Annotated in this window: 20 protein-coding genes; 10 read left to right on the top strand and 10 right to left on the bottom strand. The window is 69.5% G+C overall.

All coding sequences use genetic code 11. The features are described from left to right. Positions 1-131 precede the first annotated feature (131 nt). Both QTN24_RS04970 and QTN24_RS04965 read left to right on the top strand, forming a co-directional pair. Entirely contained in the window at positions 132-815 is a 684-nt protein-coding gene (locus QTN24_RS04970; protein WP_124682219.1) for a hypothetical protein, read from the top strand. 171 nt (positions 816-986) lie between these two features. Continuing rightward, complete coding sequence (locus tag QTN24_RS04965) at positions 987-1,160, top strand: hypothetical protein (RefSeq protein ID WP_313835566.1); 174 nt, start codon at positions 987-989, stop codon at positions 1,158-1,160. Between the two features lie 33 nt (positions 1,161-1,193). Here QTN24_RS04965 and QTN24_RS04960 read toward each other — a convergent pair whose 3' ends face one another. From QTN24_RS04960 to QTN24_RS04950, 3 genes are all read right to left on the bottom strand, one after another. Then, entirely contained in the window at positions 1,194-1,601 is a 408-nt protein-coding gene (locus tag QTN24_RS04960; protein ID WP_313835564.1) for a hypothetical protein, read from the bottom strand. Positions 1,602-1,673: 72 nt separating this feature from the next. Beyond that, entirely contained in the window at positions 1,674-2,309 is a 636-nt protein-coding gene (gene lolA / locus QTN24_RS04955; protein ID WP_124682220.1) for an outer membrane lipoprotein chaperone LolA, read from the bottom strand. Between the two features lie 131 nt (positions 2,310-2,440). Beyond that, complete coding sequence (locus tag QTN24_RS04950) at positions 2,441-4,771, bottom strand: DNA translocase FtsK (protein ID WP_313835561.1); 2,331 nt, start codon at positions 4,769-4,771, stop codon at positions 2,441-2,443. A gap of 181 nt (positions 4,772-4,952) precedes the next feature. Between QTN24_RS04950 and trxB the strand changes: the two genes are divergently transcribed. From trxB to QTN24_RS04935, 3 genes are all read left to right on the top strand, one after another. After that, positions 4,953-5,906, top strand: a complete 954-nt coding sequence (trxB, locus tag QTN24_RS04945; RefSeq protein WP_313835559.1) for a thioredoxin-disulfide reductase — start codon at positions 4,953-4,955, stop codon at positions 5,904-5,906. A 131-nt stretch (positions 5,907-6,037) separates the two neighbouring features. Further along, a complete protein-coding gene (locus tag QTN24_RS04940; RefSeq protein WP_124682223.1) occupies positions 6,038-6,703 on the top strand; it encodes a Smr/MutS family protein in 666 nt (221 codons plus the stop codon). A gap of 4 nt (positions 6,704-6,707) precedes the next feature. Beyond that, positions 6,708-7,349 carry a trimeric intracellular cation channel family protein gene (locus tag QTN24_RS04935; protein ID WP_124682224.1) on the top strand — a complete coding sequence of 214 codons (642 nt, stop codon included), beginning with the start codon at positions 6,708-6,710 and terminating at the stop codon, positions 7,347-7,349. Between the two features lie 72 nt (positions 7,350-7,421). On the opposite strand, the gene glnK is transcribed toward QTN24_RS04935, so the two are convergent. Then, the gene (glnK, locus tag QTN24_RS04930) at positions 7,422-7,760 is read right to left on the bottom strand and encodes a P-II family nitrogen regulator (protein WP_006162803.1); all 339 of its coding nucleotides are present in this window, start codon (positions 7,758-7,760) and stop codon (positions 7,422-7,424) included. 65 nt (positions 7,761-7,825) lie between these two features. Then, positions 7,826-9,898 carry an NAD(+) synthase gene (locus QTN24_RS04925; protein WP_313835556.1) on the bottom strand — a complete coding sequence of 691 codons (2,073 nt, stop codon included), beginning with the start codon at positions 9,896-9,898 and terminating at the stop codon, positions 7,826-7,828. Positions 9,899-10,051: 153 nt separating this feature from the next. Here QTN24_RS04925 and QTN24_RS04920 point away from each other — a divergent pair, with 153 nt between their 5' ends. Beyond that, positions 10,052-11,242 (top strand): GNAT family N-acetyltransferase, encoded by a 1,191-nt coding sequence (locus QTN24_RS04920; RefSeq protein ID WP_313835555.1) that lies wholly within the window; start codon positions 10,052-10,054, stop codon positions 11,240-11,242. 6 nt (positions 11,243-11,248) lie between these two features. Here the strand turns inward: QTN24_RS04920 and QTN24_RS04915 are convergent, their stop codons facing one another. Then, positions 11,249-11,836 (bottom strand): cytochrome b, encoded by a 588-nt coding sequence (locus QTN24_RS04915; RefSeq protein ID WP_124682227.1) that lies wholly within the window; start codon positions 11,834-11,836, stop codon positions 11,249-11,251. Positions 11,837-11,970: 134 nt separating this feature from the next. Then, a complete protein-coding gene (ppa, locus tag QTN24_RS04910; RefSeq protein ID WP_124682228.1) occupies positions 11,971-12,498 on the bottom strand; it encodes an inorganic diphosphatase in 528 nt (175 codons plus the stop codon). 185 nt (positions 12,499-12,683) lie between these two features. On the opposite strand from ppa, the gene QTN24_RS04905 reads away from it, so the two are divergent. The 4 genes from QTN24_RS04905 (at position 12,684) to QTN24_RS04890 (ending at position 16,574) form a co-directional block, all read left to right on the top strand. Next, positions 12,684-14,120, top strand: a complete 1,437-nt coding sequence (locus QTN24_RS04905) for an aldehyde dehydrogenase family protein (RefSeq protein WP_313835552.1) — start codon at positions 12,684-12,686, stop codon at positions 14,118-14,120. After that, the gene (locus tag QTN24_RS04900) at positions 14,113-14,352 is read left to right on the top strand and encodes a hypothetical protein (RefSeq protein WP_124682230.1); all 240 of its coding nucleotides are present in this window, start codon (positions 14,113-14,115) and stop codon (positions 14,350-14,352) included. Before QTN24_RS04905 ends, QTN24_RS04900 begins: the two co-directional genes overlap by 8 nt. Positions 14,353-14,424: 72 nt before the next feature. Next, positions 14,425-15,186, top strand: coding sequence for an SDR family oxidoreductase (locus QTN24_RS04895; protein ID WP_313835551.1), 762 nt, complete (start codon positions 14,425-14,427; stop codon positions 15,184-15,186). Between the two features lie 77 nt (positions 15,187-15,263). After that, positions 15,264-16,574, top strand: a complete 1,311-nt coding sequence (locus tag QTN24_RS04890) for an MFS transporter (protein ID WP_313835549.1) — start codon at positions 15,264-15,266, stop codon at positions 16,572-16,574. Positions 16,575-17,186: 612 nt separating this feature from the next. Here QTN24_RS04890 and QTN24_RS04885 read toward each other — a convergent pair. From QTN24_RS04885 to QTN24_RS04875, 3 genes are read right to left on the bottom strand one after another with little or no spacing between them, the layout of a single operon-like run. Further along, complete coding sequence (locus QTN24_RS04885; RefSeq protein WP_313835547.1) at positions 17,187-23,126, bottom strand: Hpt domain-containing protein; 5,940 nt, start codon at positions 23,124-23,126, stop codon at positions 17,187-17,189. A gap of 38 nt (positions 23,127-23,164) precedes the next feature. Next, on the bottom strand, positions 23,165-25,354 hold the full coding sequence (locus QTN24_RS04880) for a methyl-accepting chemotaxis protein (protein WP_313835545.1): 2,190 nt from the start codon (positions 25,352-25,354) through the stop codon (positions 23,165-23,167). 49 nt (positions 25,355-25,403) lie between these two features. Next, positions 25,404-25,946, bottom strand: coding sequence for a chemotaxis protein CheW (locus QTN24_RS04875; RefSeq protein ID WP_124682235.1), 543 nt, complete (start codon positions 25,944-25,946; stop codon positions 25,404-25,406). Positions 25,947-25,972 lie beyond the last annotated feature (26 nt).

Here is a 25,972-nt window from a genome sequence, read left to right as displayed (position 1 = left end):
CCCTAAAGCCGGCTCCGGTTGCGCCGATAACGTCCAATGGCCCGCGTTTCATGCCCGCGGGAAGCGTCGACGCCGGCACCACGACCGGCGGCCCACTTCAGAACCATTGTTTGCGAATTTCGGGGATTTGTATGCTGCGATACCGCATGCTGATGTTCAAGCTGAACCGGCTGGCGAGCAAGAACAAGCTCAACGGCGTGGAGGAAATCTCGCTGGCCGGGCAGTTTGCCGAACTGATTGCATCGCAGGAGGAGGCCGACCAGGTCATCACCGACCTGTTCGAGCACGAGAACCCGCACGTGCGCCGTATCGGCCTGGCCGCCATCCGCCGCACGCGCCGCTACGGCGGCCGGCTGCTCCAGCCCGCGCTGCTGCGCCGGATGATGGACGTGGAAGGCTGGATCCGCCACGACGCCGTCTGGATCGTCCAGGAGGCGGACCTCGACGGCGCCGAAGTGCGCGCCGCGCTGCGCCGCATTGCCGCCAACGTGCGGCTGCCGCAGGACGCCGTGCGCGCCAAGCAGAACCCGGCCGACGGGATGCTCCACGCCGCCGTGCGCGCCCGCCAGTATCTGGACGTGCTGATCGCCCGCTCGGCCGCGGCCCACAACGCTGCGCTGGCCGCCGGTGGCGGGCTGGCCGGCGCCACCGACGGCAAGCCGTACGCGCAGGATTCCGTGGGCCATATCCGGGCCGTCCATCGGCAACTCCAGCGCAAGCTGGCCGGGCGCAAGCTCAAGAGCAGCACCAAGTTGAAGTTCCGGAAGGTGGAGCCGCGCTATGCGGAGAACGACAACCGGCGCTTCCTGCTCTGAGCCGGGCGCTCGATACATCACATAAGGTGGCGCGCGCCGCACTGCTCACTGCAACGCTTTGCGGTGCGATATGAATTCTTTCGGAATCGGTGCAACCGGGCGGCCGGCGCGCCGTACCATGGCTGACGGCCGGCGCTGGTGCCGGCCTGCTACCAGAGGAGCGTCACTGCCATGGCCATCACGACCCGGATGCGGAAGAAGAAGCAGTACAAGAAAGCCGTGCTGAAACTGCGCACCGCCATCAAGCGCGGCGATGCGGAAGCGATCCGCATCCGGCGCGAGCAGTTGCAGGCGCTACCCAAGCCGCGCCAGCGCTACGCGCGCGAGTCGCTGGCGTCGTCGTAACGCCACGGGCCGGGCCTGCGGGCCCGGCATGACTCAGCCCTTGGCGCGATCGGTCAGCGTCTGCATCGCATCGGCCGGCAGCGGGCCGTGACAGCTGCGGTCGCCATTGGGCTGGCCCACAATCAGCCAGACCTTGTCCGGCGTGGCCTTGGGATGCAGGATCCAGGCCGGGCCGCGCGTCGTGTTGCTGGCCGGCAGGTCTTCCAGCACGCCGTTGTGTGGCGATTGCAGCAGCGTCGCGCACTCGTTCTGCGCCAGCCGGGTTGCCTTCAGGAAGTCGGTGTTGCCCAGCACCTCGGGCAGCGCCGTGTCGGAGCCACGCAGGAACGCGTCGACATCGAAGCGGGCCGCGTGGTTGTGCGCGCAGGCGGACAGCACCAGCGCGGCAGCCAGCGCCCCGCCCGGCGCGGCGGCACGGCGCAGCGCGCGCAGGGTGGGCATGGCGGAAATGGCAGAAATGGCGGAAATACGGTGGAAAGCGGGGGCGTCTTTCATGGCGTGGGCGTCGGTGTCTTATTGCTTCATCACGTCGGCGCCCTTGGGCACCGTGAAGCGGAAAGCGTCCGCCGGCAGCGACGGGTTCTTCTGGATCCCCGTGAACGTCAGCAGCGTCGTGTTGCCAAACGCGTCGCGCAGCTCCATGGCCTCCAGGTTACCGCCCTTGAAGCCGATGCCGATGCGCTCGAACTGCGTGTCCTTCGACTTGGGCGTCAGTTCCAGCCATTCCACGCCATCGCGCGTGGCGCCGTTCTTCACGTCGAAGTTCTTCGACAGGTCGTTGCTGCCGAACAGGATGGCCGCCGGGCTGGAACCCAGCGCGTTGTCCAGCTTGCGCTCGGTCACCTGGTTCAGGTCCTTGTCGTAGATGTACAGCGTCTGGCCGTCGGCCTGGAGCAACTGGTCGTAGGGCTTGACGTAGCGCCACGTGAACTTGCCCGGCCGCGAGAACGCGAACGTGCCGCTGGACGTGCCGGCCACCTTGGCGTCCCCGCCCTGCCCCTTGATCTGCTTCTGCGTGAATTCGCCGCGCGCGGTCTTCACGCTGGTCACGAAGGTCTGCAACTGGTCGGTGGCGGCGGCGTGCGCGGCCGGCACGGCGGCCAGCAGCGCCAGCGACGCGCACAGCGGCGCGAGAATGCGATGTCGCATGGAATCGATCCTTGTTTTTGGCGAATATCTGATTAGAGCCGACGGCCTGCCGCCAATTCCGCGACAGGCTGTGACCGGCGTAACGGTATATTACCCGTCACTTCCGGCCGCGCGCGAGGGGGCCGCGCGCGTCAGTCGTCGGCCGTGGCGCTGCTGCCGGCCGGCACCAGGATGTCGCGGTTGCCGTTGCCCGACATCGCCGAGACCAGCCCGGCCTTTTCCATGTCCTCCAGCAGCCGCGCCGCGCGGTTGTAGCCGATGCGCAGGTGCCGCTGCACCAGCGAGATCGATGCCCGGCGGTTCTTGACCACCACCTCCACGGCCTGGTCGTAGAGCGGATCGGCCTCGCCGCCGCCCCCGCCGATGCCGGCACCGCCGCCCAGGCTGTCGCCGGCGCCGTCGCCATCCACCAGCCCGCCTTCGAGGATGCCCTCGATGTAGTTGGCCTCGCCGCCCTCCTTGAGCTTCTCGACCACCCGGTGCACCTCGTCGTCAGACACGAACGCGCCATGCACGCGCACCGGCAGCCCGGTGCCGGGCGCCAGGTAGAGCATGTCGCCCATGCCCAGCAGCGCCTCGGCGCCCTGCTGGTCCAGAATCGTGCGGGAATCGATCTTGCTGCTCACCTGGAACGCAATCCGCGTCGGCACGTTGGCCTTGATCAGGCCCGTGATGACGTCGACCGACGGCCGCTGCGTGGCCAGCACCAGGTGCAGGCCGGCGGCACGCGCCTTCTGCGCGATCCGGGCGATCAGTTCCTCGACCTTCTTGCCCACCACCATCATCAGGTCGGCCAGTTCGTCGATCACGATCACGATCGTCGGCAGCTTTTCCAGCGGCTCGGGCGCGTCGGGCGTCAGGCTGAACGGGTTCGGGATCTTTTCCTCGCGGGCGGCGGCCTCGTCGATCTTCTTGTTGTAGCCGGCCAGGTTGCGCACGCCCAGCTTGCTCATGAGCTTGTAGCGCCGCTCCATCTCGCCCACGGCCCAGTTCAGCGCGTTGCCGGCCTGGCGCATGTCCGTCACCACCGGGCACAGCAGGTGCGGGATGCCCTCGTAGACGCTCATTTCCAGCATCTTCGGGTCGATCAGGATCAGCCGTACCTGGTCAGCCTTGGCCTTGTAGAGCAGCGACAGGATCATCGCGTTGATGCCCACCGACTTGCCCGAGCCCGTGGTGCCGGCCACCATGCAGTGCGGCATCTTGGCCAGGTCGGCCACCATCGGCTTGCCGGCGATGTCCTTGCCCAGCGCCATGGTCAGGCTGGACGCGCTCTCGTTGTAGACGTGCGAGCCCAGGATCTCGCCCAGCCGCACCGTCTGGCGCTTCGGGTTCGGCAGCTCCAGGCCCATGTAGTTCTTGCCGGGGATGGTCTCCACCACCCGGATCGACACCAGCGACAGGCTGCGCGCCAGGTCGCGCGCCAGGTTCACCACCTGGCTGCCCTTGACGCCGGTGGCCGGCTCGATCTCGTAGCGCGTGATCACGGGGCCCGGGTAGGCGGCCACCACCTTGACCTCGACGCCGAAGTCCTTGAGCTTCTTCTCGATCAGGCGCGACGTGTATTCGAGCGTCTCGGCGCTGACCGTTTCCTGGTGGGCCGGCACCGGGTCCAGCAGCGACAGCGGGGGCAGGTCGGAGTCCTGGATATCGGCAAACAGCGGCTGCTGCTTCTCGCGCTCCACGCGCTCGTGCTTGGGCACGGCCTGCGGGCGCACGATCTGCACCGGCGCGGCTTCTTCCTGCTTCACGCGCTGGACCTCGACGGTCTCGGTGCGCTCCACCTTGGCCGCCGCGCCGATGATGCGGTCCTGCTTCTTCTCGCGGCGGGCCTTGAAGCCCATGAACAGCGTCTCGACGAAGCCGCCGACATGCTCGGCCACCGACAGCCACGAGAAATGGAAGAACAGCGACAGGCCGATGGCGAACATCAGCAGCAACAGCAGCGTGGCGCCCGAGAACCCAAGCGCCACCTGCAGCCAGCCGCCGAGCAGGTCGCCCAGCACGCCGCCCGGCGCGCGGGGCAGCGCGGCGCGCAGCGGGTACATCCGCACCGCTTCCAGCCCCATGCTGGACACCAGCGTCAGCGCAAAGCCGATCCAGCTCACCGCGGTGCTGTGCTGGGGGTCCGGCACGCGCTCGGGCAGCTCGGCCGTCAGCACGCGCCAGCCGCGCCAGCAGCGGCGCATCAGCAGCACGCTCCACCAGTACGCGGAAAAGCCGAAGACGAAGAACAGCACGTCCGCCACCCAGGCGCCCACGCGGCCGCCAAGATTATGGATATCGGACACCTGGCTGGCATGCGACCAGCCCGGGTCGGCCTTGCTGTAGCTGGCCAGCACGCACAGGAAGCCGAGCGTCACGGCAAGCAGCAGGAACCAGCGTACCTCGCCAAGCAGCTTGCCGATGCGCGATGGAAGTGCCGAGGGGTCGGTCCGGGTAGTCGTGGTTGCGCGAGCCATGCGTCAGGGTCTGTACGATCGTGCGGAGTGGACGATGGCGGCCATTTTAACCTCGCCGGCCCCTATCGCCTCCATTGGAATTTGCAACAGTCGGCAAACGCCGCGCCACATATAATGGCGGTTTCGCATGACGCCGGCACGAATACCGCGCCGGGTCATTTGCTGCCTACAGGAACGCATCATGTCTGCAAAACACGCAAAAGTGCTGATTCTCGGGTCCGGCCCGGCCGGCTACACCGCCGCCGTCTACGCCGCGCGCGCCAACCTGAACCCGGTGCTGATCACCGGGCTGGCCCAGGGCGGCCAGCTCATGACCACGACCGACGTGGAGAACTGGCCCGCCGATCCTAACGGCGTGCAGGGCCCGGACTTGATGCAGCGTTTCCTGGCGCATGCCGAGCGGTTCAACACCGAAATCATCTTCGATCACATCCACACGGCCAAGCTGACCGAAAAGCCGATCCGGCTGGTGGGCGACGCGGGCGAGTACACCTGCGACGCGCTGATCATCGCCACCGGCGCCTCGGCCCAGTACCTGGGCCTGCCGTCGGAGGAGAGCTTCATGGGCCGCGGCGTGTCGGCCTGCGCCACCTGCGACGGATTTTTCTACAAGAACCAGGAAGTGGCCGTGATCGGCGGCGGCAACACGGCCGTGGAAGAAGCGCTGTACCTGTCGCACATCGCCAGCAAGGTCACCGCGATCCACCGCCGCGACAAGTTCCGCGCCGAGCCAATCCTGGTGGACCGCCTGCTCCAGCGCGTCAAGGAAGGCCGCGTGGAACTGCGCTACGACCATACGCTGGACGAGGTGCTGGGCGACCAGTCGGGCGTGACCGGCCTGCGCATCCGCAGCACCAAGAACACGGCGCAGACCGAGGACCTGAAGGTCTCCGGCCTGTTCGTGGCCATCGGCCACAAGCCGAACACGGACCTGTTCGTCGGCCAACTGGAGATGAACAACGGCTATATCGTCACCAAGAGCGGCCTGACGGGCGACGCCACGGCCACCAACATCCCGGGCGTGTTCGCCGCCGGCGACGTGCAGGACCACGTCTACCGCCAGGCCATCACCAGCGCCGGCACGGGCTGCATGGCCGCGCTGGACGCCCAGCGCTACGTGGAAGCGTTGCAGTAAGCCTGTCGACCACTGCCGGCCGGCACTGTTGCCGGCCCGGTACGCCGTACCCATCGGGGACGCCCGCCTTGACCAGCGGCCGTCCCCGATTTCCTTATAATCAAGCCGAGCGTTTTTTTGAGGTTTTTGCCATGCCGCACGGCGCCAAGCCCCCTTCCAAGCGATTCGGCCTGCACGACCTGGCCACGCTGCGTGACGACTTGAAGGCCGACGCCGAGCGCCGCGAGGCCGCACGCGTGGCCGCCGAGGCTGCCGCCCGGCGTGCCGAGGAAGAAGCCAACGTGTTCCGCGCCAGCATCGGCACGGTCAGCACCCTGCGCGACCGCAACCGCGTGCAGCCCCCGGCCAAGCGCCCGGCACCCGTCGCCATCCAGACCCAGCTCAACGACAAGGCCGTGCTGGAGGCATCGCTGTCCGACGAATTCGACGTCGAGAACCTGCTCGACATCGACGAGACCATGTCGTTCCGCCGGCCCGGCATTGGCGAGGATGTGATCAAGAAACTGCGCCGCGGCGAATGGGTGCCGCAGGACAAGGTGGACCTGCACGGCCTGCGCAGCGACGAGGCCCGCGAGGCGCTGGCCACCTTCCTGCGCCGGTCGGTGCGCAACGGGGTGCGCTGCGTGCGGGTGATCCACGGCAAGGGCATCGGCTCGCCCGACAAGTTGCCCGTGCTCAAGGGCAAGGTCCGCAGCTGGCTGGTACAGAAAGAGGAAGTGATTGCCTTCGTCCAGGCCCGCGAGTCGCAAGGCGGCGCGGGCGCCCTGATGGTGCTGCTGCGCCAGCCCAAACCTTGAACCCATGCACCTGCCGTTCGATCTGCTGATGGGGCGGCTGCCCCTGATCCTCCATGTCATGGAGATCACCGGGGTCCTTGCCTTTGCCGTGTCGGGCGTGGTGGACGCGCGCAAGCAACGGCTGGACGCGGTGGGCACGTTCATCGTCGCCTTTGCCACCGCGTTTGGCGGCGGCACCGTCCGCGACGTGCTGCTGGACCGCCGCCCGTTCTACTGGGTCGAGCACGAGTACTACGTGCTGCTGATCTTTGCGATGTCGATCGGCGCCGCCATCGTGTTCCGCGTGGTCAGCACGGTCGCCTCGGACCGCGCCATGCTGGTGGCCGACGCCATCGGCCTGGGCCTGTTCTCCGTCACCGGCACCTCGCTGGCGCTGGTGGCGCAGATGACGCCCACCGTGGCGGTCATGATGGGCATCATCTCGGCCGTCTTCGGCGGCGTGCTGCGCGACGTGCTCTGCAACGAGCTGCCGATGATCCTGCGCGACCGCTCGCCCTACGCCACCTGCTCGTTCGTCGGCTGCTGGGTCTACGTGGGCCTGACGTGGCTGCGCGCCGACCAGGAAGTGGCCCTGCTGTCCGGCGCCCTGGTCACGATGGGCATGCGGCTGCTGTCGGTGCAGTTTGGATGGAAGTTGCCAAGCTGAGTCTCCGGATGGCGGCCGGCGTAAAAACAAGAAAACCGGCCCGCAGGCCGGTTTCTTCTCTCAAGCCACCACTTACACCGCCGCTTCGTCCTGCTCGCCGGTGCGGATGCGGATGACGCGTTCGATCTCGGTGACGAAGATCTTGCCGTCGCCGATCTTGCCCGTGTGGGCGGCCTTGACGATGGCGTCGAGCACGGTGTCGAGCTGGTTCTCGGCCACCACAACCTCGATCTTGATCTTCGGCAGGAAGTCGACCACGTACTCGGCGCCGCGGTACAGCTCGGTGTGACCCTTCTGGCGGCCAAACCCCTTTACCTCGGTCACCGTCAGACCGGTCACGCCCACGTCGGCCAGTGCTTCGCGCACTTCGTCGAGCTTGAACGGTTTGATGATGGCGGTAATCTGCTTCATGGCTGGCCTCTGTCTCTAAAGGTGTCGGAAGATGTCAGATTCTAGCCCGAAACACCACATGCCAGTCAGCCGGCCTCGTCCGGAATGCGGTCCAGGTCGCGCATCCAGACCGCCGATTCGCCGTCGCTGGGCGCCCGCCAGTCGCCGCGCGGCGACAGCGATCCGCCCGATCCCACCTTTGGTGCGTTGGGGATGCACGACCGCTTGAACTGGCTGGTGCGGAAGAACCGGTCGACAAAGATCCCGAGGATGCGCTTGATTTCCGGCAGTTGGTAGCTGTTGCGGGCCACATGGGGCCCGTTGGGCCACGTGCCGCGCGCCACGTCGCCCCAGGCGTGCAGCGCCAGGAACGCCACCTTGGACGGCGTGTAGCCGTAGCGCAGCGTGTAGTACAGGTTGAAATCCTGCAGTTCGTACGGGCCGATGATCTGCTCGGTCTTCTGCCCGGGGGCCTCGTCCTGCCCATCCTCGGCCGTGCCGGCCGGCACCAGTTCGGGGCTGATATCGGTGTCCAGCACCGCCAGCAGCACAGCCTTGCCGGTGTCCAGCACCTGGCCCGTGTCGGCCACCCAGCGCACCAGATGGCTGATCAGCGTCTTGGGCACGCTGGCGTTGACGTTGTAGTGGGACATATGATCGCCCACGCCGTACGTGCACCAGCCCAGCGCCAGTTCGCTGAGGTCGCCGGTGCCGATTACGATGGCGCCGTTGTGGTTGGCCAGCCGGAACAGGTGGTTCGTGCGCTCGCCGGCCTGCACGTTCTCGAACGTCACGTCGTAGACCGGCTCGCCCCGCGCGTAGGGGTGGTCCAGGTCCTTGAGCATCGCCACGCAGCTCGGCCGGATGTCGATCTCGCGCGCCGTGCAGCCCACCACCTCCATCAGCTCGCGCGCCTGCTTCAGCGTGCGGTCGCTGGTGGCAAAGCCCGGCATCGTGTAGGCCAGGATGTTGGCGCGCGGCAGGCCCAGGCGGTCCATCGCCTTGGCGCAGACCAGCAGCGCGTGGGTGGAATCGAGCCCGCCCGACACGCCGATCACCACCTTCTGGATCCGGCTCGACGACAGCCGCTGCACCAGCGCCTGCACCTGGATGTTGTAGACCTCCATGCAACGCTCGTCGCGGCGGCGCGGGTCGGCCGGCACGTACGGGAAGCGCTCGACCTTGCGCTCCAGCGGCAGGTCCTGCCCGGTCGGCAGCTCCATGCGGAACGCGACCACGTCGAACTTTTCCACCTCGTCCTTGTGGCGGCGGACCGACTGGCCGAACGACGTCTGGTGCATGCGCTCGCGCGACAGGCGCTCCAGGTCCACGTCGGCGAACAGCAGGTGCGACGTATCGGCAAACCGTTCCGATTCGCCCAGCAGCTCGCCGTTCTCGTAGATCAGCGCCTGGCCGTCCCAGGCCAGGTCGGTCGTCGACTCGCCCTTGCCGGCCGACGTGTACAGGTAGGCCGCCAGGCACCGCGCCGACTGCTGCGAGACAAGCTGGTGCCGGTATCCCGACTTGCCGATGACGATGTTCGACGCCGACAGGTTCACCAGCACCGTGGCCCCGGCCAGCGCCGCGAACGACGACGGCGGGATCGGCACCCACACGTCCTCGCAGATTTCCGCATGGAAGCGGAAGAACGGAATGTTCTCGATGTCGAACAGCAGGTTGGCCCCGAACGGCACCTCGGCGCCCAGCAGCGACACCGTGTCGACGGCCGCGCAATCGCCGCTGCTGAACTGGCGGGCTTCGTAGAATTCCCAATAGTTCGGCAGGTAGGACTTCGGCACCACGCCCTGCACCACGCCGTTGGCCACCACTACGGCGCAGTTGAACAACTGGTGCTCCACCAGCACCGGCATGCCGACCAGGATCGCGGCCCGGATGCCGGTGGATGCCTCCACAACCCGCTGCAGCGCCAGCTCGCACTCGCGCAGCAGCGCGCGCTGGTGGAACAGGTCGTCGCAGGTATAGGCCGGCAGGCCCAGTTCGGGAAAGACCACCAGCACCGCGCCGCGATCGGCGGCCTGCCGGGCCAGTTCGATGGTCTGCGTGGCGTTGTAGGCGGGATCGGCCACGCGGCACTCGGGCACGCCAACGGCCACGCGCGCAAAGCCGTGGGAATAGAGATTGTGAAAGGGGTGCGTCATGTCGGGGGCCGCGGGGGCGGCAGTGGACATCGGGAAACGGATAGGCGCATTCTACGACGCCCCGCCGCGACCCGGCGTCCGCGTCACGCTGACAACGCCAGCATCACAATGCCAATTCCGGTAGACTCGCCCGGCACCCAAGCCAACCCGTTTATGAGCGATCCGCGCCCCCCATACCGCACGGACATCGTGCTGGACCTTGCCGACATCGACGCCGCCGACTGGGATGCCCTGCTGGCCGCCCAGCCCGAGCCCACCCCGTTCCTGCGCCACGCCTTCCTGCACGCGCTGCACGCCAGCGGCAGCGCCACCGAAGACACGGGCTGGATGCCCCGCTTCCTGACGCTCTGGGTGCCCGACGGCCACGGCCCAGGCCGCGACCGGCTGGCGGCGGCCATGCCGCTCTACGCCAAGACTCACTCCTACGGCGAATACGTGTTCGACTGGGCCTGGGCCGACGCCTATCGGCAGCACGGGCTCGATTACTACCCGAAGTGGCTCGCGGCGGTGCCGTTCACGCCGGTGCGCGGGACGCGGCTGCTGGCCGAGGACGATGCCGCGCGCGCCGTGCTGCTGCGCGTGGCGCTGGCGCTGGCGGCCGAGAGCGAGCTGTCGTCGCTGCACATCCTGTTTCCGTCCGATCACGAGGCAGACCTGATGCAGGCGGCCGGCATGATGATGCGGCACGGCGTGCAGTTCCACTGGACCAACCCCGGCTACGCCAGCTTCGACGCGTTCCTGGCCACGCTGTCCCAGAAGAAGCGCAAGAACATCCGCGCCGAACGCCGCCGCGTGGCCGAGGCCGGCATCACGTTCCGCCAGCTCAAGGGCCCGGCCATCGACGACGACGCCTGGAAGTTCTTCAACCGCTGCTACCGGCAGACGTACCGCGAGCATCATTCGTCGCCGTACCTGAACCTGGACTTCTTCCGCCGCATCGGCCAGGCGATGCCCGACAACCTGCTGCTGGTGGTGGCCACGCGCGACGGCCGGGACATCGCCAGCTCGCTGCTGGTCTACGACGCCACCCCCGGCGTCAGCACGCTCTACGGCCGCTACTGGGGCGCGCTGGAGCACCACCCCTGCCTGCATTTCGAGACGGCCTACTACCAGCCGCTGGAGTTCTGCATCGCCGAGGGCATCGCCACGTTCGAAGGCGGCGCCCAGGGCGAGCACAAGATGGCGCGCGGCTTTCTGCCCGTGGCCACGCGCTCGGCGCACTGGCTCGCCCACCCGTCCTTTGCCGATGCCGTGGAGCGCTTTCTGGAGCGCGAGCGCCACGGCATGGACGCCTATCTCGACGAACTCAACGACCGCAACCCGTTCGCCCGCACCGCGGAATAACCCCGCTCAGCGCCGTGGCAGGATCCGGCGCAGCGTGTTGTCGCCCAGCATGTAGTGGTGGAACAGCGCCGCCATGGCGTGCAGGCCGATCACCAGGTAGAACGCCTTGCCGACCATCTCGTGGATGCCGGCCAGCACGTCGCGCAGCGCCGGGTCCGGCCCGATCAGCGGCGGCACGCCGAAATGGAGCCCCGGCAGCGTCACCACGCGCCCGGCGGCATTCGACATCAGCAGGCCCAGGATCGGCTGGGCGAACAGGAACAGGTACAGCAGCCCGTGCACGGCCGCGCCGGCAAGCTGGCCGGCACGCGGGCCGGGCTCGGGCGGCGGCGCGCCCATGATCAGGCGCCACAGCACCCGGGGAATCGCCAGCAGCAGCACCAGCACGCCCGACCACTTGTGCAGCTCCATGACGATCATCCGCGCCGCCGTGCCGCGCTCGGCAAAGCCGCGCAGCTCGATCGTGGCGTAGGCCACGGCGACCAGCACGAACATCAGCCAGTGGAACAGGATGGCGGTGGATTCGTAGCGGGCAAAGGCGGCCGGCGCCTGCCCGGCCGCCGGCAGGACGGCGGCGCGCGGTGGAACGGACATCGGAACTCCAGGTGGGTGGGGAACGGCGCACAGCTTACCGGCGGCGCCCGCCGGCCGGCCTTGCCGGAGATCATTGGCGCCAATAAAAAACCCCGCCGGGCGGCGGGGCTTGCGGGTCCGCGGCAGCGGCGCGATTACTTCTTGAAGTTCGCCACGCCGTCGGTGATTTCCTTGTGGGCTTCCTCGATGCCGGCCCAGCCTTCCACCTTGACCCACTTGCCTGCTTCGAGTGCCTTGTAGTTCTCAAAGAAGTGCTTGATCTGGTCCAGCAGGTTCTGCGGCACGTCGGACAGGCCCTTCATGTGCGCGGTGGCCGGGCACAGCTTGTCCACGGGCACGGCCACGAGCTTGGCGTCCACGCCCGACTCGTCGGTCATCTTCAGCATGCCCAGCGCACGGCAGCGCACCACGGCGCCGGCCAGGATCGGGAACGGCGTCAGCACCAGCACGTCCACCGGGTCGCCGTCGCCCGACAGCGTCTGCGGGATGAAGCCGTAGTTGGCCGGATAGCGCATGCCGGTGCCGATGAAACGGTCGACGAACAGCAGGCCGGTTTCCTTGTCGGCCTCGTACTTCACCGGATCGCTCTGGGCGGAGATCTCGATGATGACGTTGAAATCGTTGGGCAGGTCCTTGCCCGGGGAGACGAGGTTGAAGCTCATGCGAGTTCTCCGAATACCTGTAGGAATGGGATGGCCGGCATTATAGCGGGTCGGCCCTGACCCCGGCCTGACAAACGGCGTGGCGCCGTGTGCCGTGCCATGCCTTGCGCGCGCGGCGGGCTGGGTGATAATGCGGCATTCCCGATTTCAGCATTTGCTCCATAACCGGAGCCGTGGAGACCCGCATGCATGCCCAGCACTTCGTGGCCAACCGCCTGATCGCGCCGGATTCCGGCCTGCGCATCAAGGTGTTCGATCCGTCCAGCGGCGAGCCGTTCGCCGAGATCGCCCGCGGCAATGCCACCGACGTCAGCGTGGCCGTGCGCGCCGCGCGCCAGGCCTTCGAGGGCGAATGGGGCGCCATGGCCCCGGCCAGCCGCGTGCGCCTGCTGAACCGCCTGGCGCTCAAGCTGATCGAGCACGAGGACGAGCTGGCCGCGCTGGAAGCGCGCGACACCGGCAAGCCGCTGCGCCAGGCCCGCGCCGACGCACGCGCCGTGGCCCGCTATTTCGAGTTCTACGCCGGCGCGGCCGACAAGCTGCACGGCGAGACCATCCCCTACCAGACCGGCTACACCGTGCTGACCGTGCGCGAGCCACACGGCGTGACCGGCCACATCATCCCCTGGAACTACCCGCTGCAGATCTTCGGCCGCAGCGTGGGCGCGGCGCTGGCCACCGGCAACGCCTGCGTGGTCAAGCCGGCCGAGGACGCCTGCCTGTCGATCCTGCGCGTGGCCGAGCTGGCCGCCGAGGTGGGGCTGCCCGAAGGCGCCCTGAACATCGTCACCGGCTATGGCCACGAGGCCGGCGCCGCGCTGGCACGGCACCCCGGCATCAACCACGTGTCGTTCACGGGCTCGCCGCAGACCGGCAAGCTCGTGGCGCAGCTGGCCGCCGAGAACCACGTGCCCGTGACGCTGGAACTGGGCGGCAAGTCGCCGCAGGTGGTCTTTGCCGATGCCGACCTGGACGCGCTGCTGCCGGTCATCGTCAACGGCATCGTCCAGAACGCGGGCCAGACCTGCTCGGCCGGCAGCCGGCTGCTGGTGGAGCGCCCGGTCTACGAGGCGCTGCTGGACCGCCTGTCGGGCGTGTTCGAGGCGCTGCGCGTGGGCCCGTCGGAACTCGATCTCGAATGTGGCCCGCTGATCAGCCGCAAGCAGCAGCAGCGCGTTTGGGACTTCGTGTCCGACGCCCAGCACGCCGGCATCGCGGTGATGGCGCAGGGCCAGATCGTCGGCGAGGCGCCAGAGTCCGGCTACTACCAGGTGCCGATGCTGTTCCGCGACGTGCCGCCCCAGCACCGGCTGGCGCAGGAAGAAGTCTTCGGCCCGCTGCTGGCCGCCATGCCGTTCGACGACGAGGACGAGGCCGTGCGCCTGGCCAACGGCACGCCGTACGGCCTGGTGGCGGGCGTGTGGACGCGCGACGGGGGCCGCCAGATGCGGCTGGCGCGCAAGCTGCGCGCGGGCCAGGTGTTCATCAACAACTACGGCGCCGGCGGCGGCGTCGAGCTGCCGTTCGGCGGCACCGGCCAGTCGGGTCATGGCCGCGAGAAGGGCTTCGAGGCCCTGTACGGATTCACCACTCTGAAAACCATCGCCATTCAACATGGGTAGCATCAACTTTCTCTCGGTCGCCTTCGCGATCTTCTTTTTCTGGATGGCGTGGCATGTGCGGCACAAGCGCGCGACCAACCCGTCGGGCATGCCCCGGCTGCAGGTGTTCAAGCGCAAGTGGGGCGACACCGTGGGCGACCGCGTGCACTGGTGCCTGTACGTGGCGCTGCCGTTCCTGCTCGGGATCATGATGGTTGCCAACGCGCTGCAGAACAAGGGCCCCTTCCACTGACAAGCAGTTCCGACGTTCCGCCCGCAGCGCGGCAACGAGACCGCGCCGGGCCTCACCAACAGGAGACAGGCAATGACCAGGCTGGCTGGCAAGGTAGCGGTAGTCACGGGCGGCGGCTCGGGCTTTGGCGAAGGCATCGCGCAGACGTTTGCGCGCGAGGGCGCCGCCGTGATGGTGGCGGACCTGAACGCTGACGCCGCCGAGCGCGTGGCGGCGGCCATCCGCGACGCGGGCGGCAAGGCGGCGGCGGTGCGCGCCGACGTGTCGCGCGGCGACGATGTGGCGGCCACGCGCGACGCCACGCTGGCCGCGTTCGGCGACGTCCACTGCGTGGTCAACAACGCCGGCACCACCCATCGCAACAAGCCCATCCTCGACATCACCGAGGACGAGTTCGACCGCGTCTACGCGGTCAACGTCAAGAGCATCTACTGGGCGGCCCACCACTTCATCCCGCACTTCCGCCAGCGCGGCGGCGGCAACTTCGTCAACATCGCGTCCACGGCCGGCATCCGGCCCCGCCCGGGGCTGGTCTGGTACAACGGCAGCAAGGGCGCGGTCATCGTCGCCAGCAAGGCCATGGCGGCCGAACTGGGCCCGGACAACATCCGCGTCAACTGCGTGAACCCGGTGATCGGCGCCACGGGGCTGCTGGAGCAGTTCATGGGCGTGCCCGACACACCCGAGAACCGCGCCCGCTTCCTGGCGACCATCCCGATGGGCCGCATGTCCACGCCTCAGGACGTGGCCAACGCCTGCCTGTACCTGGCATCCGACGAGGCCGCGTTCATCACCGGCACCTGCATCGAGGTGGACGGCGGACGCTGCGTCTGACCCGCCCTGGCGCGTGCCCCCGGGCGTGCGCCCCCCTGCAGTACCACAACGACAACCATCCCAATGAGGAGACACCGATGACTTCCACCGCGGTCAACGCCGGCGCACGCGACGCCGGCTTCGAGGACGCCGTCTACCGCAAGGTCAGCTGGCGCCTGGTGCCGTTCCTGCTGCTGTGCTACGTCGTGGCCTACCTGGACCGCGTGAACGTGGGCTTTGCCAAGCTGCAGATGCTCAACGACCTGCAGTTCAGCGAGACGGTCTACGGCCTGGGCGCCGGCATCTTCTTCATCGGCTACTTCCTGTTCGAGGTGCCGAGCAACGTCATCCTGCACAAGGTGGGCGCCCGCATCTGGATCGCCCGCATCATGATCACCTGGGGCCTGATCTCGGCGGCGATGATGTTCGTCACCACGCCGACCATGTTCTACGTGCTGCGCTTCCTGCTGGGCATTGCGGAAGCCGGCTTCTTCCCGGGCATCATCCTGTACCTGACCTACTGGTACCCGGCCAGCCGGCGCGGGCGCACCACCACGTTCTTCATGACGGCCATCGCGCTGTCGGGGGTGATCGGCGGGCCGCTGTCGGGCTGGATCATGCAGTCGTTCGACGGCCACAACGGCTGGGCCGGCTGGCAGTGGATGTTCCTGATCGAAGGCATTCCGTCGATTCTCGTCGGCATCTGGGTGCTGCTGTACCTGGACGACCGCATCGCCCACGCCAAATGGCTGACCCCCGACGAACGCGCGCTGCTGGCGCGCAACATCGAGGCCGAGGACCAGCACAAGGAAGACCCGCCCGTGCGGCAGGTGCTGTCCAGCCCGCGCGTCTGGCTGATGAGCGCGATCTACTTCAGCTTCGTCATGGGGCTGTACGGCGTGAGCTTCTGGCTGCCAACGATCATCAAGCAGACCGGCGTCAAGGGCACGCTGGAGGTGGGGATGCTGACGGCCATCCCCTACGGCTGCGCCGTGATCGGCATGATCCTGTTCGCCCACAGCGCCGACCGCCGCGGCGAGCGCCGCTGGCACATCGCCGTGCCCGCGCTGCTGGGCGCGCTGGGCCTGGTGCTGTCCGTGCAGTGGCACGCCGACACGACGCTGGCAATGATCGCGCTGACGCTGGCCACCATCGGCATCCTGACCACGCTGCCACTGTTCTGGAGCCTGCCAACCGCCTTCCTGGCCGGCACGGGCGCGGCGGCCGGCATCGCGCTGATCAACTCGCTGGGCAACCTGGCGGGATTCATCAGCCCCTACGCGGTCGGCTGGCTCAAGGACCTGACCCAGAGCACCGACTCGGGCATGTACCTGCTGGCAGCCTGCATGGTGGTGGGCGCGGCGCTGGCACTGTCGGTGCCAGCGAAGATGGTGAGTCGGCAGGGCTAGCGGGAGACCTGCGGCATAGCGCCGGTTTGCGCCCCTCTCCCGCAACGGGGTGGGAGAGGGGAGCGAAAACCTGCCGGTGCGCTGGCCCTCTGGGACCATCCACGTGCCCCATGTTTTCTCCCCTCTCCCGCAACGCGGGAGAGGGGTCGGGGGAGAGGGCCCGGCGGTTCAACCTGCGATCCGTCGCGCATCACGCGCCTGCCCTCACCCCCAGCCCCTCTCCCGCAACGCGGGAGAGGGGTCGGGGGTGAGGGCCCGGCGGTTCAACTTGCGATCCGTCGCGCATCACGCGCCTGCCCTCTCCCCCAGCCCCTCTCCCGCAGGCGGGAGAGGGGAGCGAAAACCTGCCGGTGCGCTGGCCCTCTGGGACCATCCACATGCCCCATGTTTTCTCCCCTCTCCCGCAACGCGGGAGAGGGGTCGGGGGTGAGGGCCCGGCGGTTCAATTTGCGATCCGTCGCGCATCACGCGCCTGCCCTCACCCCCAGCCCCTCTCCCGCAGGCGGGAGAGGGGAGCGAAAACCTGCCGGTGCGCTGGCCCTTTGGGACCATCCACATGCCCCATGTTTCTCCCCTCTCCCGCAAGCGGGAGAGGGGAGCGAAGACCGGGGTCTACCCCTCTCCCAGCATCTGCGCCACTGATCCGGCGGTGCCGGCGGCTTTATCGCCGATCAGTTGCTGCAGTGTGCGCAGCAGTTCGTCCTCGTTGAATGGCTTGCCCAGGTACACGTTGACGCCGATCTCGGCGGCGTAGCGGCGGTGTTTTTCCGCTGTGCGCGACGTGATCATGACCAGCGGCATGCGGCTGGTGCGGGCGTCGGCGCGGACGTTGCGGGTCAGGTCGAAGCCGTCCATGTTCGGCATCTCGATGTCGACCAGCATCGCGTCGGGCATCACTTCCTGCAGTTGCCGCAGCGCATCCACGCCGTCGCGGGCCAGCACCACCTGGTAGCCGGCGCGGGTCAGCAGGCGCTGGCTGGCCTTGCGCACCGTCAGCGAGTCGTCCACCACCATCACGGTTGGCTGCGTCATCAGGCCGGGCACCGGAACCGGCGCGCCGGCGTCGACGAACTCGGCCACCGCGCCCACCTGTCCGGCCGGCTGCGGGGCCGGCAGTGCCGGTGCGGCCGTGCCGCGCTCGCGCACCCAGCGCTGCGCCAGCACCACGGGGTTGTAGATCAGCACGATTTCCCCGTCGCCCAGCGTGGTGGCGCCGGCAATGCCTTCCAGGCGGGCCAGGTGCGGGCCGATGTGCTTGACCACCACTTCGCGGTTGCCCTGCACCTCGTCCACGTGCACGGCCACGCGCTCGGCGCCCGAGCGCACCACCACCACCGGCGAATACTTGCGGCCCGACGCCATCCCGGCCGTTTCCTCCAGCAGCGCGCCGAAGTAGTAGAACGGCACCTCGGCGCCCGCCGCCGCGAAGCGGCCCGAGTTGTACGCCTCCAGCAGCGGCTTCTCGCGCAGCTGGTGGACCTGGTCGATCATGCCGCTCGGCATGGCGAACAGGCGCCCGCCCAGCGATACCAGCAGCACCTGCGTGATGGCCGTGGTCAGCGGCAGGTGCACCGTGAAGCTGGTGCCCCGGCCCGGCTCGGTCGACAGGGTGATCCGGCCGCCCAGCGCCACGGTCTCGGCGCGCACCACGTCCATGCCCACGCCGCGCCCGGCCAGTTCCGACACCGCGTCCGCCGTCGAGAAGCCCGGCGAGAAGATCATCTCGGTCAGCCGTGCGTCGCTGGCGTCCTCGTCGGGCGCCATCAACTGGCGCGCCACGGCGCGTTCGCGGATGCGCTGCAGGTTCAGCCCGCCGCCGTCGTCAAAGAACGTCAGCACCACCTCGTTGCCTTCCTGCTGCACTTCCAGCGTCAGCGCGCCCGTGGCCGACTTGCCCGCCGCGCGCCGCACGTCCGCCGGCTCGATGCCGTGCACCACGGCGTTGCGGATCAGGTGCTCGATCGGGCCGGCCATGCGGTCCAGCACCGAGCGGTCGATCTCCACCGTGCCGCCCTTGATCAGCAGCCGCACTTCCTTGCCGGTCTCGGTGGCCGACTGGCGCGCCACGCGGTACAGCCGCTCGGCCAGCGCGTCGAACTGCACCATGCGCGCCTGCATCAGCCCGCGCTGCAGCCCGCGCGTCAGCCGTGCCTGCGCCGCGAGGTCGCCCGACGCGCGGTCGAAGCCGCGCTGCAGGTTCTGCTCGACGGTCGCCACGTCGTTGACCGACTCCGCCATCATCCGCGTCAGTTCCTGAAAGCGCGTGAAGCGGTCGAATTCCAGCGGATCGAATTCCTGGTTGTGCTGCTGGTCGGCAATGCGCGACGCCATCTGCGTCTCGGCCTGGATCTCGATCTCGCGCAGCTGCATGCGCAGACGCGCGACGTTGTCGTTCAGTTCGCCCAGGTAGCTGCGCAGCGCGTCCAGCTCGCTGTCCAGCCGCGCGCGCGTGGCGCTGACCTCGCCCGCGTCGTTGATCAGCGTGTCCAGCGTGCGGGCCTGCACGCGCACCAGCGCGCGCTGGCGCTCGGCGTCGGTCGGCAGCGCGGCGGGGGCGGCCGGCATCAGCGGCGCCGACGGCACCAGCGCCTGGCCCGGTGTGTCCGGCGTCGCCAGCGCGGCGGTGCCGGGTGCTGCCGCATCGCGCGGCAACGCCGGGGCGGCCGGCGCGGCCACCAGCCCGTTGACGACGTCCGCATCGTCCAGCGGCAGCAGGCGGCCGTTCTGCAGCGCGTCCACGTGCGCCAGGATGCGGTCGTACCAGGCGTACAGCCGGCCGAACAGCTCTGGCGTCACGCGCTGGCCACGTACGCTCGATTCCAGCAGCGTTTCCATCTCGTGCGCCGCTTGGCCCAGCGCCATCGCGCCGGCCATCCGCGCACTGCCCTTGAGCGTGTGCAGCCCGCGCAGGATCAGGCCGCCGTGCTGCGCCTCGTCGGGCGCCGCCTCCCACGTCCGCACCAGCTTGCCGATATCGGGCAGCGCGCCGTGTGCCTCTTCCAGGAAAATCTCGACCAGCGCCGGATCGAGCGACGATGCGTCAGTCGACACGGCTTCCGGCACATCTTCCGGATCGGGCGCGCCAGGCACGACGTGCGCCACGGCGATGCCATCGTGGCGCGCGGGCGTCGGCAGCGAGATGACCACCGCGTCGTGCACCGGCGTGATCGGCGTCAGCACCGGGCCGGCCGGCGCCGACACCGGCGGCAGCGACGTGATCGGCGTCAGCTTCACGGGCGGCAGCGCCGCCGGCGGCGGCTGCACGCCCTCGTCGATCTCGGGCAGCGGCTCGGCCGCCTGGGCCTGGGTGCCGAAGAGCTGCGACACCGAGCCTTCCTGGCCCGCCGACTGCCCGGCCGGCACCACGGCGCGCGGACGCACCAGCGCCCGTTCGCCAAACGCATTAAGTTCGCGGCACAGCGCCGCGTCGCCATCGGGCCAGATGCCGGCGGCAAACTGGTGCAGCATCGCGCGCAGCCGGTCCACGGACTGGTCCAGCAGCTTGAAATCGGCCGGATGCATGACCACCGGATGGCGGCCGAGCAGCAACAGCAGGTGTTCAAGCGCCTCGGCAATCTCGCGCACCGGCTCCAGCCCCACCGTCGACGCGCTGCCCTGCAGCGTGTGCGCCACGCGCAGCGCCAGTTCGCTCGGGCACGGATGGTTCTCGTGCTTCCACTCCGACAGGTCGGTGGCAAACTGCCGCAGCAGGTCGTCGGCCTCCTGCAGGTAGACGTTGTAGAGCGCCAGCCCGATGCGGACCGGGCCGATCACCTTGTAGCCCTCGTCCTCGTCGGCCAGCCCGCCGGCCAGCCGGAACGGCAGCACGTTGCTGTCGTCGTCCGGGGCGGCTTCGGCTTCGGCCACGGGTGCCGCCACGGCTTCCGCCGCTTCCGGCGCCGCAGCCTGCGCCAGCAGCGCGTCGAGCGGATCGACCTCGGTCGCCGATACCACCCCGCCCGGATCGCGCACCGCCTGGGCGGCGGCCATCAGCGGCGCGATGTCGCGCAGCGTCGACGGGTCGCCGCGCAGCGCCAGCGCCCATTCGCGCAGCAGGTCGTGCGCCTGCCCCAGCAGCGCCGGCAGTTCCGGCACCGGCGCGCGGCCCTCGGCGATCCACAGGTTCATCACCTGTTCCACGGCCCAGGCGGCCTCGCCGTAGCGGTTCAGGCCGACCATGCGGCTCGACCCCTTGAGCGTGTGGAACCCGCGCCGCATGCGGCTCAGCACGTCGGCGTCGGCCAGCGCGTCCAGCCCGCCGGACAGGTCGGCGGCGATATTGCCGAGCACTTCCTCGGCCTCGGACAGGAAGATGTCGAGCAGTTCGGCGTCGATGGCGGCGGCATCGGCCGGCATCGGCGCGGCGGACGGCACGGTGGCCGGCATGGCCACCGGCATCGGCTCGGCCAGCGCCACGACCATGCGCTCGGCGGCGGATTCGCTACCAGCCAGCCACGCGTGCAGCTGCGTGGTGGCCTCGCTGGCCTGCCGGCGCAGCCCGGCATCGTCATCGATGGCGGCCTGGTCCGACACAGCCTGCAGCGCGGCGCGCAGCCGCTGGATCTCGGGCGAATCGGCGGTGGCGGCCACGCGGATGGCGTCCATCGCGGCGCTGCGCGCCAGGCCCAGCGCGCCTTGCGGCGCCGCGTCGTGGCGGCCGGCGTCGGTCGCGTACGGGTCTTCGCTGGCCACGTCGCGCGCCTTGCGGCCGAATTCGAGCAGGTCTGCAAACGCATGCACGGCGCCCAGTTCGGCGGCGATATCGGACAGGTGCGCGATGCGCGCGCCATGGTCGGCCGTCTCGCGCAGCACGCCCAGCCGCGCCAGCACCGCGCGGACGGCGGCCAGTGCCGCGTCGGTCTCGCGCTCCAGGCCCTCGGGCAGCGCGGGGCTGCCGTGTACCCGTTCGATGGTGGCCAGCAGCGCGCCAAACGCCTGCGCGGCATCGTCCAGCGCGGCGCCGGCATCGGCCCGCGCCGCGTTGCGGTCATAGGTGTCCAGCCACGATTCGCCGCTATCCAGGTGCGCGCGGAGCTGCGTGACGGCCTCGGCGCGCTGCGCCTGGGCGCCCGCCGACTGGACCATTTCGGCCAGCCAGCCCGGCGCGGCGGCGTCGGGGTCCGCCACGGCGGCGGCCAGCGTCTCGCATCGCCCGGCAAACGCTGCCGCCGAGGCATGGCCCGAGCGGCCGTGCACGCGCCACGGCATGGCCAGCGCGCGCGACAGGAACAGCGCCACGCCGCCCCGGCCCAGCGCATCACTGGCCGGCCTCTGGCCCGCGTAGGCCGCGGCGGCGGTCAGGCACTGCTGCAGGGCGGGCTGCGCCAGCGGCATCGCCGCCTCGGCCAGCGACGCCAGCGCCAGTTCCCAGCCGGCCTGGTCGTCGGCGGCTGCCCGCTCGATGGCGGTGGCGGCGTGCTGGAGGTTGCGGGTATCGATCGGATCGAGCCAGCCGTAGTAGCGCTGGCGATAGTCGGCGCGCGCGACGATGTGCGCGGCGTCCACGCGATAAGCCTGCAGCGTGCGCGCGATATCCACGCGCAGCACCTGCACGGCGGCCTGCGTGGCGGGCGGCAGCGTGGCGTCGGCATCGGCGGTCAACCCGGTGCTGACCAGCAGGAAGACGGCGTCGTTCAGCAGCGCCTGCGGCACGCGCACCTGCCCTTGCAGGTACTGGCGCACCAGCAGGTGGGCGCGCGCGGCAAAGCGCTTGGCCAGCAGGTCGGATGGCAGCAGCCCGTGCGCCAGCGCGCGGAACACCATGGCCAGCGTGTGCCAGATGCCGCGGTCGGGCGTGTCGGCGGTGCGGCGCGCGTCCTGCTCGTGGTTGCGGACTTCGTCCAGCGCCACCTGCAGCGGCAGCCACGCCTCGCGCAGCAGCGACGCATCGGTGCACGGCGTGGGCAGGCGCAGCGCCTTCAACAGCGCGGCCTCGAAGCGCTGGCGCGCGCGCGTGACGGCCGTGGCCGAGCGCGTCGGCAGCACGATGCCGGGCAGCATCTGCAGCTCGTCGAGCCACAGGTCGGCCGGGTGTACGCGCTCCTCCTTCATCAGCGCCAGCGCGGCGGCATAGGGCTGGAACAGGCGCAGCGGGTCTTCGGCGTCGCCGGCCATCAGGTCGTCGACATATTCGGCCAGCGCCTGCACGCCGGTCCGGAACACAGCCAGCGCGGGCGCGTCGGCGGCGACGGTGCCGGCGTCGATGGCCTCCAGCAGCCGGCGCAGCGCCTGGCAGTAGGCGTCAACGCCGCGCAGCCCGACGATGTGCACGGCCCCGGCGGCCTGGTGCAGGTGCTGCCCCGCCAGGCGCAGCGACGTGGTGTCGCGCGCGCCCAGCGCCTCCGGTGTCTGGCGGATTTCGTCGACGTAGTGGCCCAGTTCGGCCGCGGCGTCGTCCAGCGCGGTGCGCAGGCTCGGCGCCAGCCAGGCCAGCACGGACAGGTCGCGCTGCGGCGCGGCCGGTACGTCGGGCGCGGCCGCTTCCGGCGTGGCATGCGTGGGCGGCGCGGCCGGATCGGCCTCGTCGCTGGTGAGGATGGAATTCAGGGACATGACCAGTTCCGGTGCAGCCGTCAACGTCGGGCCGGGCGTCAGGCGATCTTGAATCGCGACACCGAGTTACGCAGTTCCTCGGTCAGCGCGGTCAGCTGGCGCACCGACGTGGCCGTCTGGCGCGTACCGGCCGTGGTCTGCGCGGTGACCTGCAGGATGCCTTCGATGTGGTGCGCCACGTTGGTGGCCAGCCCCGCCTCGTGCGACGTCGTCTGCGCGATCTGCTCGATCAGTTCGGCAAGCTGGCGCGACACGCGGCCGATCTCGACCAGTGCCGTACCGGCGTTGTCCGACAGCCGCGCGCCTTCCACCACGTCCGCCGTGCTCTGCTCCATGGCGTGCACGGCGTCCTGGGTATCGGTCTGGATCGTGCGGATCAGCGCGCCGATCTGCTTGGTGGCCTCGCCCGAGCGTTCGGCCAGGCGCTGCACTTCTTCCGCCACCACCGAGAAGCCCCGGCCCGCCTCGCCAGCCGACGCGGCCTGGATGGCGGCGTTCAGTGCCAGCACGTTGGTCTGCTCGGTAATGTCCGAGATCAGCTCGACGATTTCGCCAATCTCCTGCGACGACTCGCCCAGCCGCTTGATCCGCTTGGACGTTTCCTGAATCTGGTCGCGGATGTCGTTCATGCCCGCGATGGCGTTCTGCACGGCCTGCTGGCCCTGCTCGGCCGCCGCCAGCGACGCGCGCGCCACGTTGGCCGACTCCGCCGCGCCCCGCGACACCTGCGTGATGCGGTCTGCCATCTCCACCACCGACTCACCGGTCTGGCGGATCTGGCGCGACTGCTCCTCGGTGGTCGACGCCAGCTGCACCGACGTGTCCTGCACCTGCGACGACGCCTGCTGCACCTGCCCGGCGGTCTGCTGCACGCGGCCCACCAGTTCCTTCAGTTCTTCCACGGTGTAGTTCACCGAGTCGGCGATGGCGCCGGTGATGTCCTCGGTCACGGTGGCCTGGCGCGTCAGGTCGCCATCGGCGATGTCCTGCAGCTCGTTCATCAACTGCAGAATGGCCTTCTGGGTGGCGTCGTTGTTGCGTTTTTCCTCCAGCCGGCGCGCCTCGGCCTCGCGCTCGCGCGCCTCGGCTTCCAGCGCCCGCACGCGGGAATCGCGCAGGTACAGCGCCGCCAGCCCGGCCAGGCACAGCAGCGTGGCGATGGCCGACACGACCATGGCGCCGAACGTCCACGGGCGGTAGCGCGCGCCGTCGGCGTACATGCCCTGCAACTGCTCCAGCTCGCCGCGCAGCGCCTCGTTGTCGTTGAAGATTTGCTGCTGGGCTCGCTTGGCGGCGATCAGGCCGGGCAGGTTCTGCAGGATCGTCTGCGTGGTCTTCTGCACCGCCTCGAAGCGCTGCGACAACTGCTGCAGGTAGCTGCGCGTCTCGGCGTCGGACGCCGGCGCCAGGCGCAGCGCCTCGGAGCCGTTGGTCAGGCCGTCCAGCGTCTCGCGGAACGTGTTGGTGTCCTTGCCCAGCAGGAACGCGGTCTCGGGGTTCACGCCCTCGCCGGACAGGAACTCGTTCAGGTTCTTGCCCAGCCGCTGCGTCAGCATCACCAGCTGCGCGGACGCCGCCACCTCGCGGGTGTTCGATCCCGCCTGCAGCTTGATCGCCGCCACCTGTTCGGCCGCTTCGAGCAGTTCCGGGTTCGACGCGTTGAAGATCTGCAGCGTCTGGCCGATGGTGGTCAGGATGGGCTGCTGGGCCAGCACGTCGGCCGCGCTCTTCTCCGACCGCTTCCACGACGCGAACGCCTTTTCCAGCAGCGGCTGCGCGGCGCCCGTGGTGGCGCGCACGTGCATCTCGTCGCTGCCGTTCTGCAGCGCCAGCATGTCGGCGGTGAGCTGTTCCTTGGACTGCCGGAGCTGCGTGAACGCCTGCGCGTTGCCCAGCAGCGCCACCGGCACCGCCTTGCCCAGGCGCTGCGAGTGCATCAGCATGCTGCCGGCGATCTCGATCTGCGCCGCGCCGTTGTTGGCCTGCCGGTTATCCAGGTAGACCGAGACCAGCAGCGCCAGCAGCGACACCACCACGCCGCCGGTCAGCGCCCGCTGCTGCGCCGCGAACGGCATGCGCGCGAGCCAGCCCGTCATGCGTTCCGCCGGCGCCCGGGCGGGACCGTTGCCCGCGCCGCGTCCGAAGAGCGACGCGCGCGGCGCGGCCGCATCGGCCGTGGCGCCGGCCGTGGCGGGGCGACGGCCCAGGCTGATCTTCTTGATACCCATAGCAACCCTCTGTTCGTTTCGTTGTTCTGTATGGTTGGCGTGGCGCCGCTCAGGCGCCGCCGCGGCCGGCCTGCAGGAATGCCGGGGCGTCCAGCAACTGGCGGATGTCCAGCACCTGCCAGTCGCGCCCCTCCCGGTCCGCAAAGCCGGCGCCGCGCCAGCCCTCGGGCTCGGCGCCGCCGGCCGGCGTCAGGTCCACCGCGTGGCGCAGACCCACCACGCGCGTGGCGATGATCCCGCACGCCCGTTCCACCTGGCGCGACAGCACCACGATCTTGCTGCCCGGCTGCACCGGCGTCGGGCCGTCGCCGCAGAACATGCCGAAGTCGATCACGCCGATCAGGTTGCCGCGCGCGTTGACCAGGCCGCGGTACCACGGCTGCGTCAGCGGCACGGCGGCGGGCGGGCGCATCTCCAGCACCTCGCCCGTTTCCATCAGCGGCAGCAGCCAGCCGCGCTGGCCCACCAGCACCCCCAGGTAACTGTCGACGGCGGGCAGGTTGCGCGCCTCGCGCAGGCGACGGGCCAGCATGGCCTGGTAGTCGTGCAGGCGGGTCTGGCGGGCTCGGATGTCTTGGCGCGGCGCGTTCATGTTCGGATACCAGTGAAACGTGAAAC

It is taken from the genome of Cupriavidus sp. SZY C1, assembly GCF_032190535.1.
Taxonomy (GTDB): domain Bacteria; phylum Pseudomonadota; class Gammaproteobacteria; order Burkholderiales; family Burkholderiaceae; genus Cupriavidus; species Cupriavidus pauculus_C.
The sequence above is the reverse complement of the archived record's forward strand: the minus strand, read 5'-3'. Positions and strand labels throughout refer to the sequence as shown.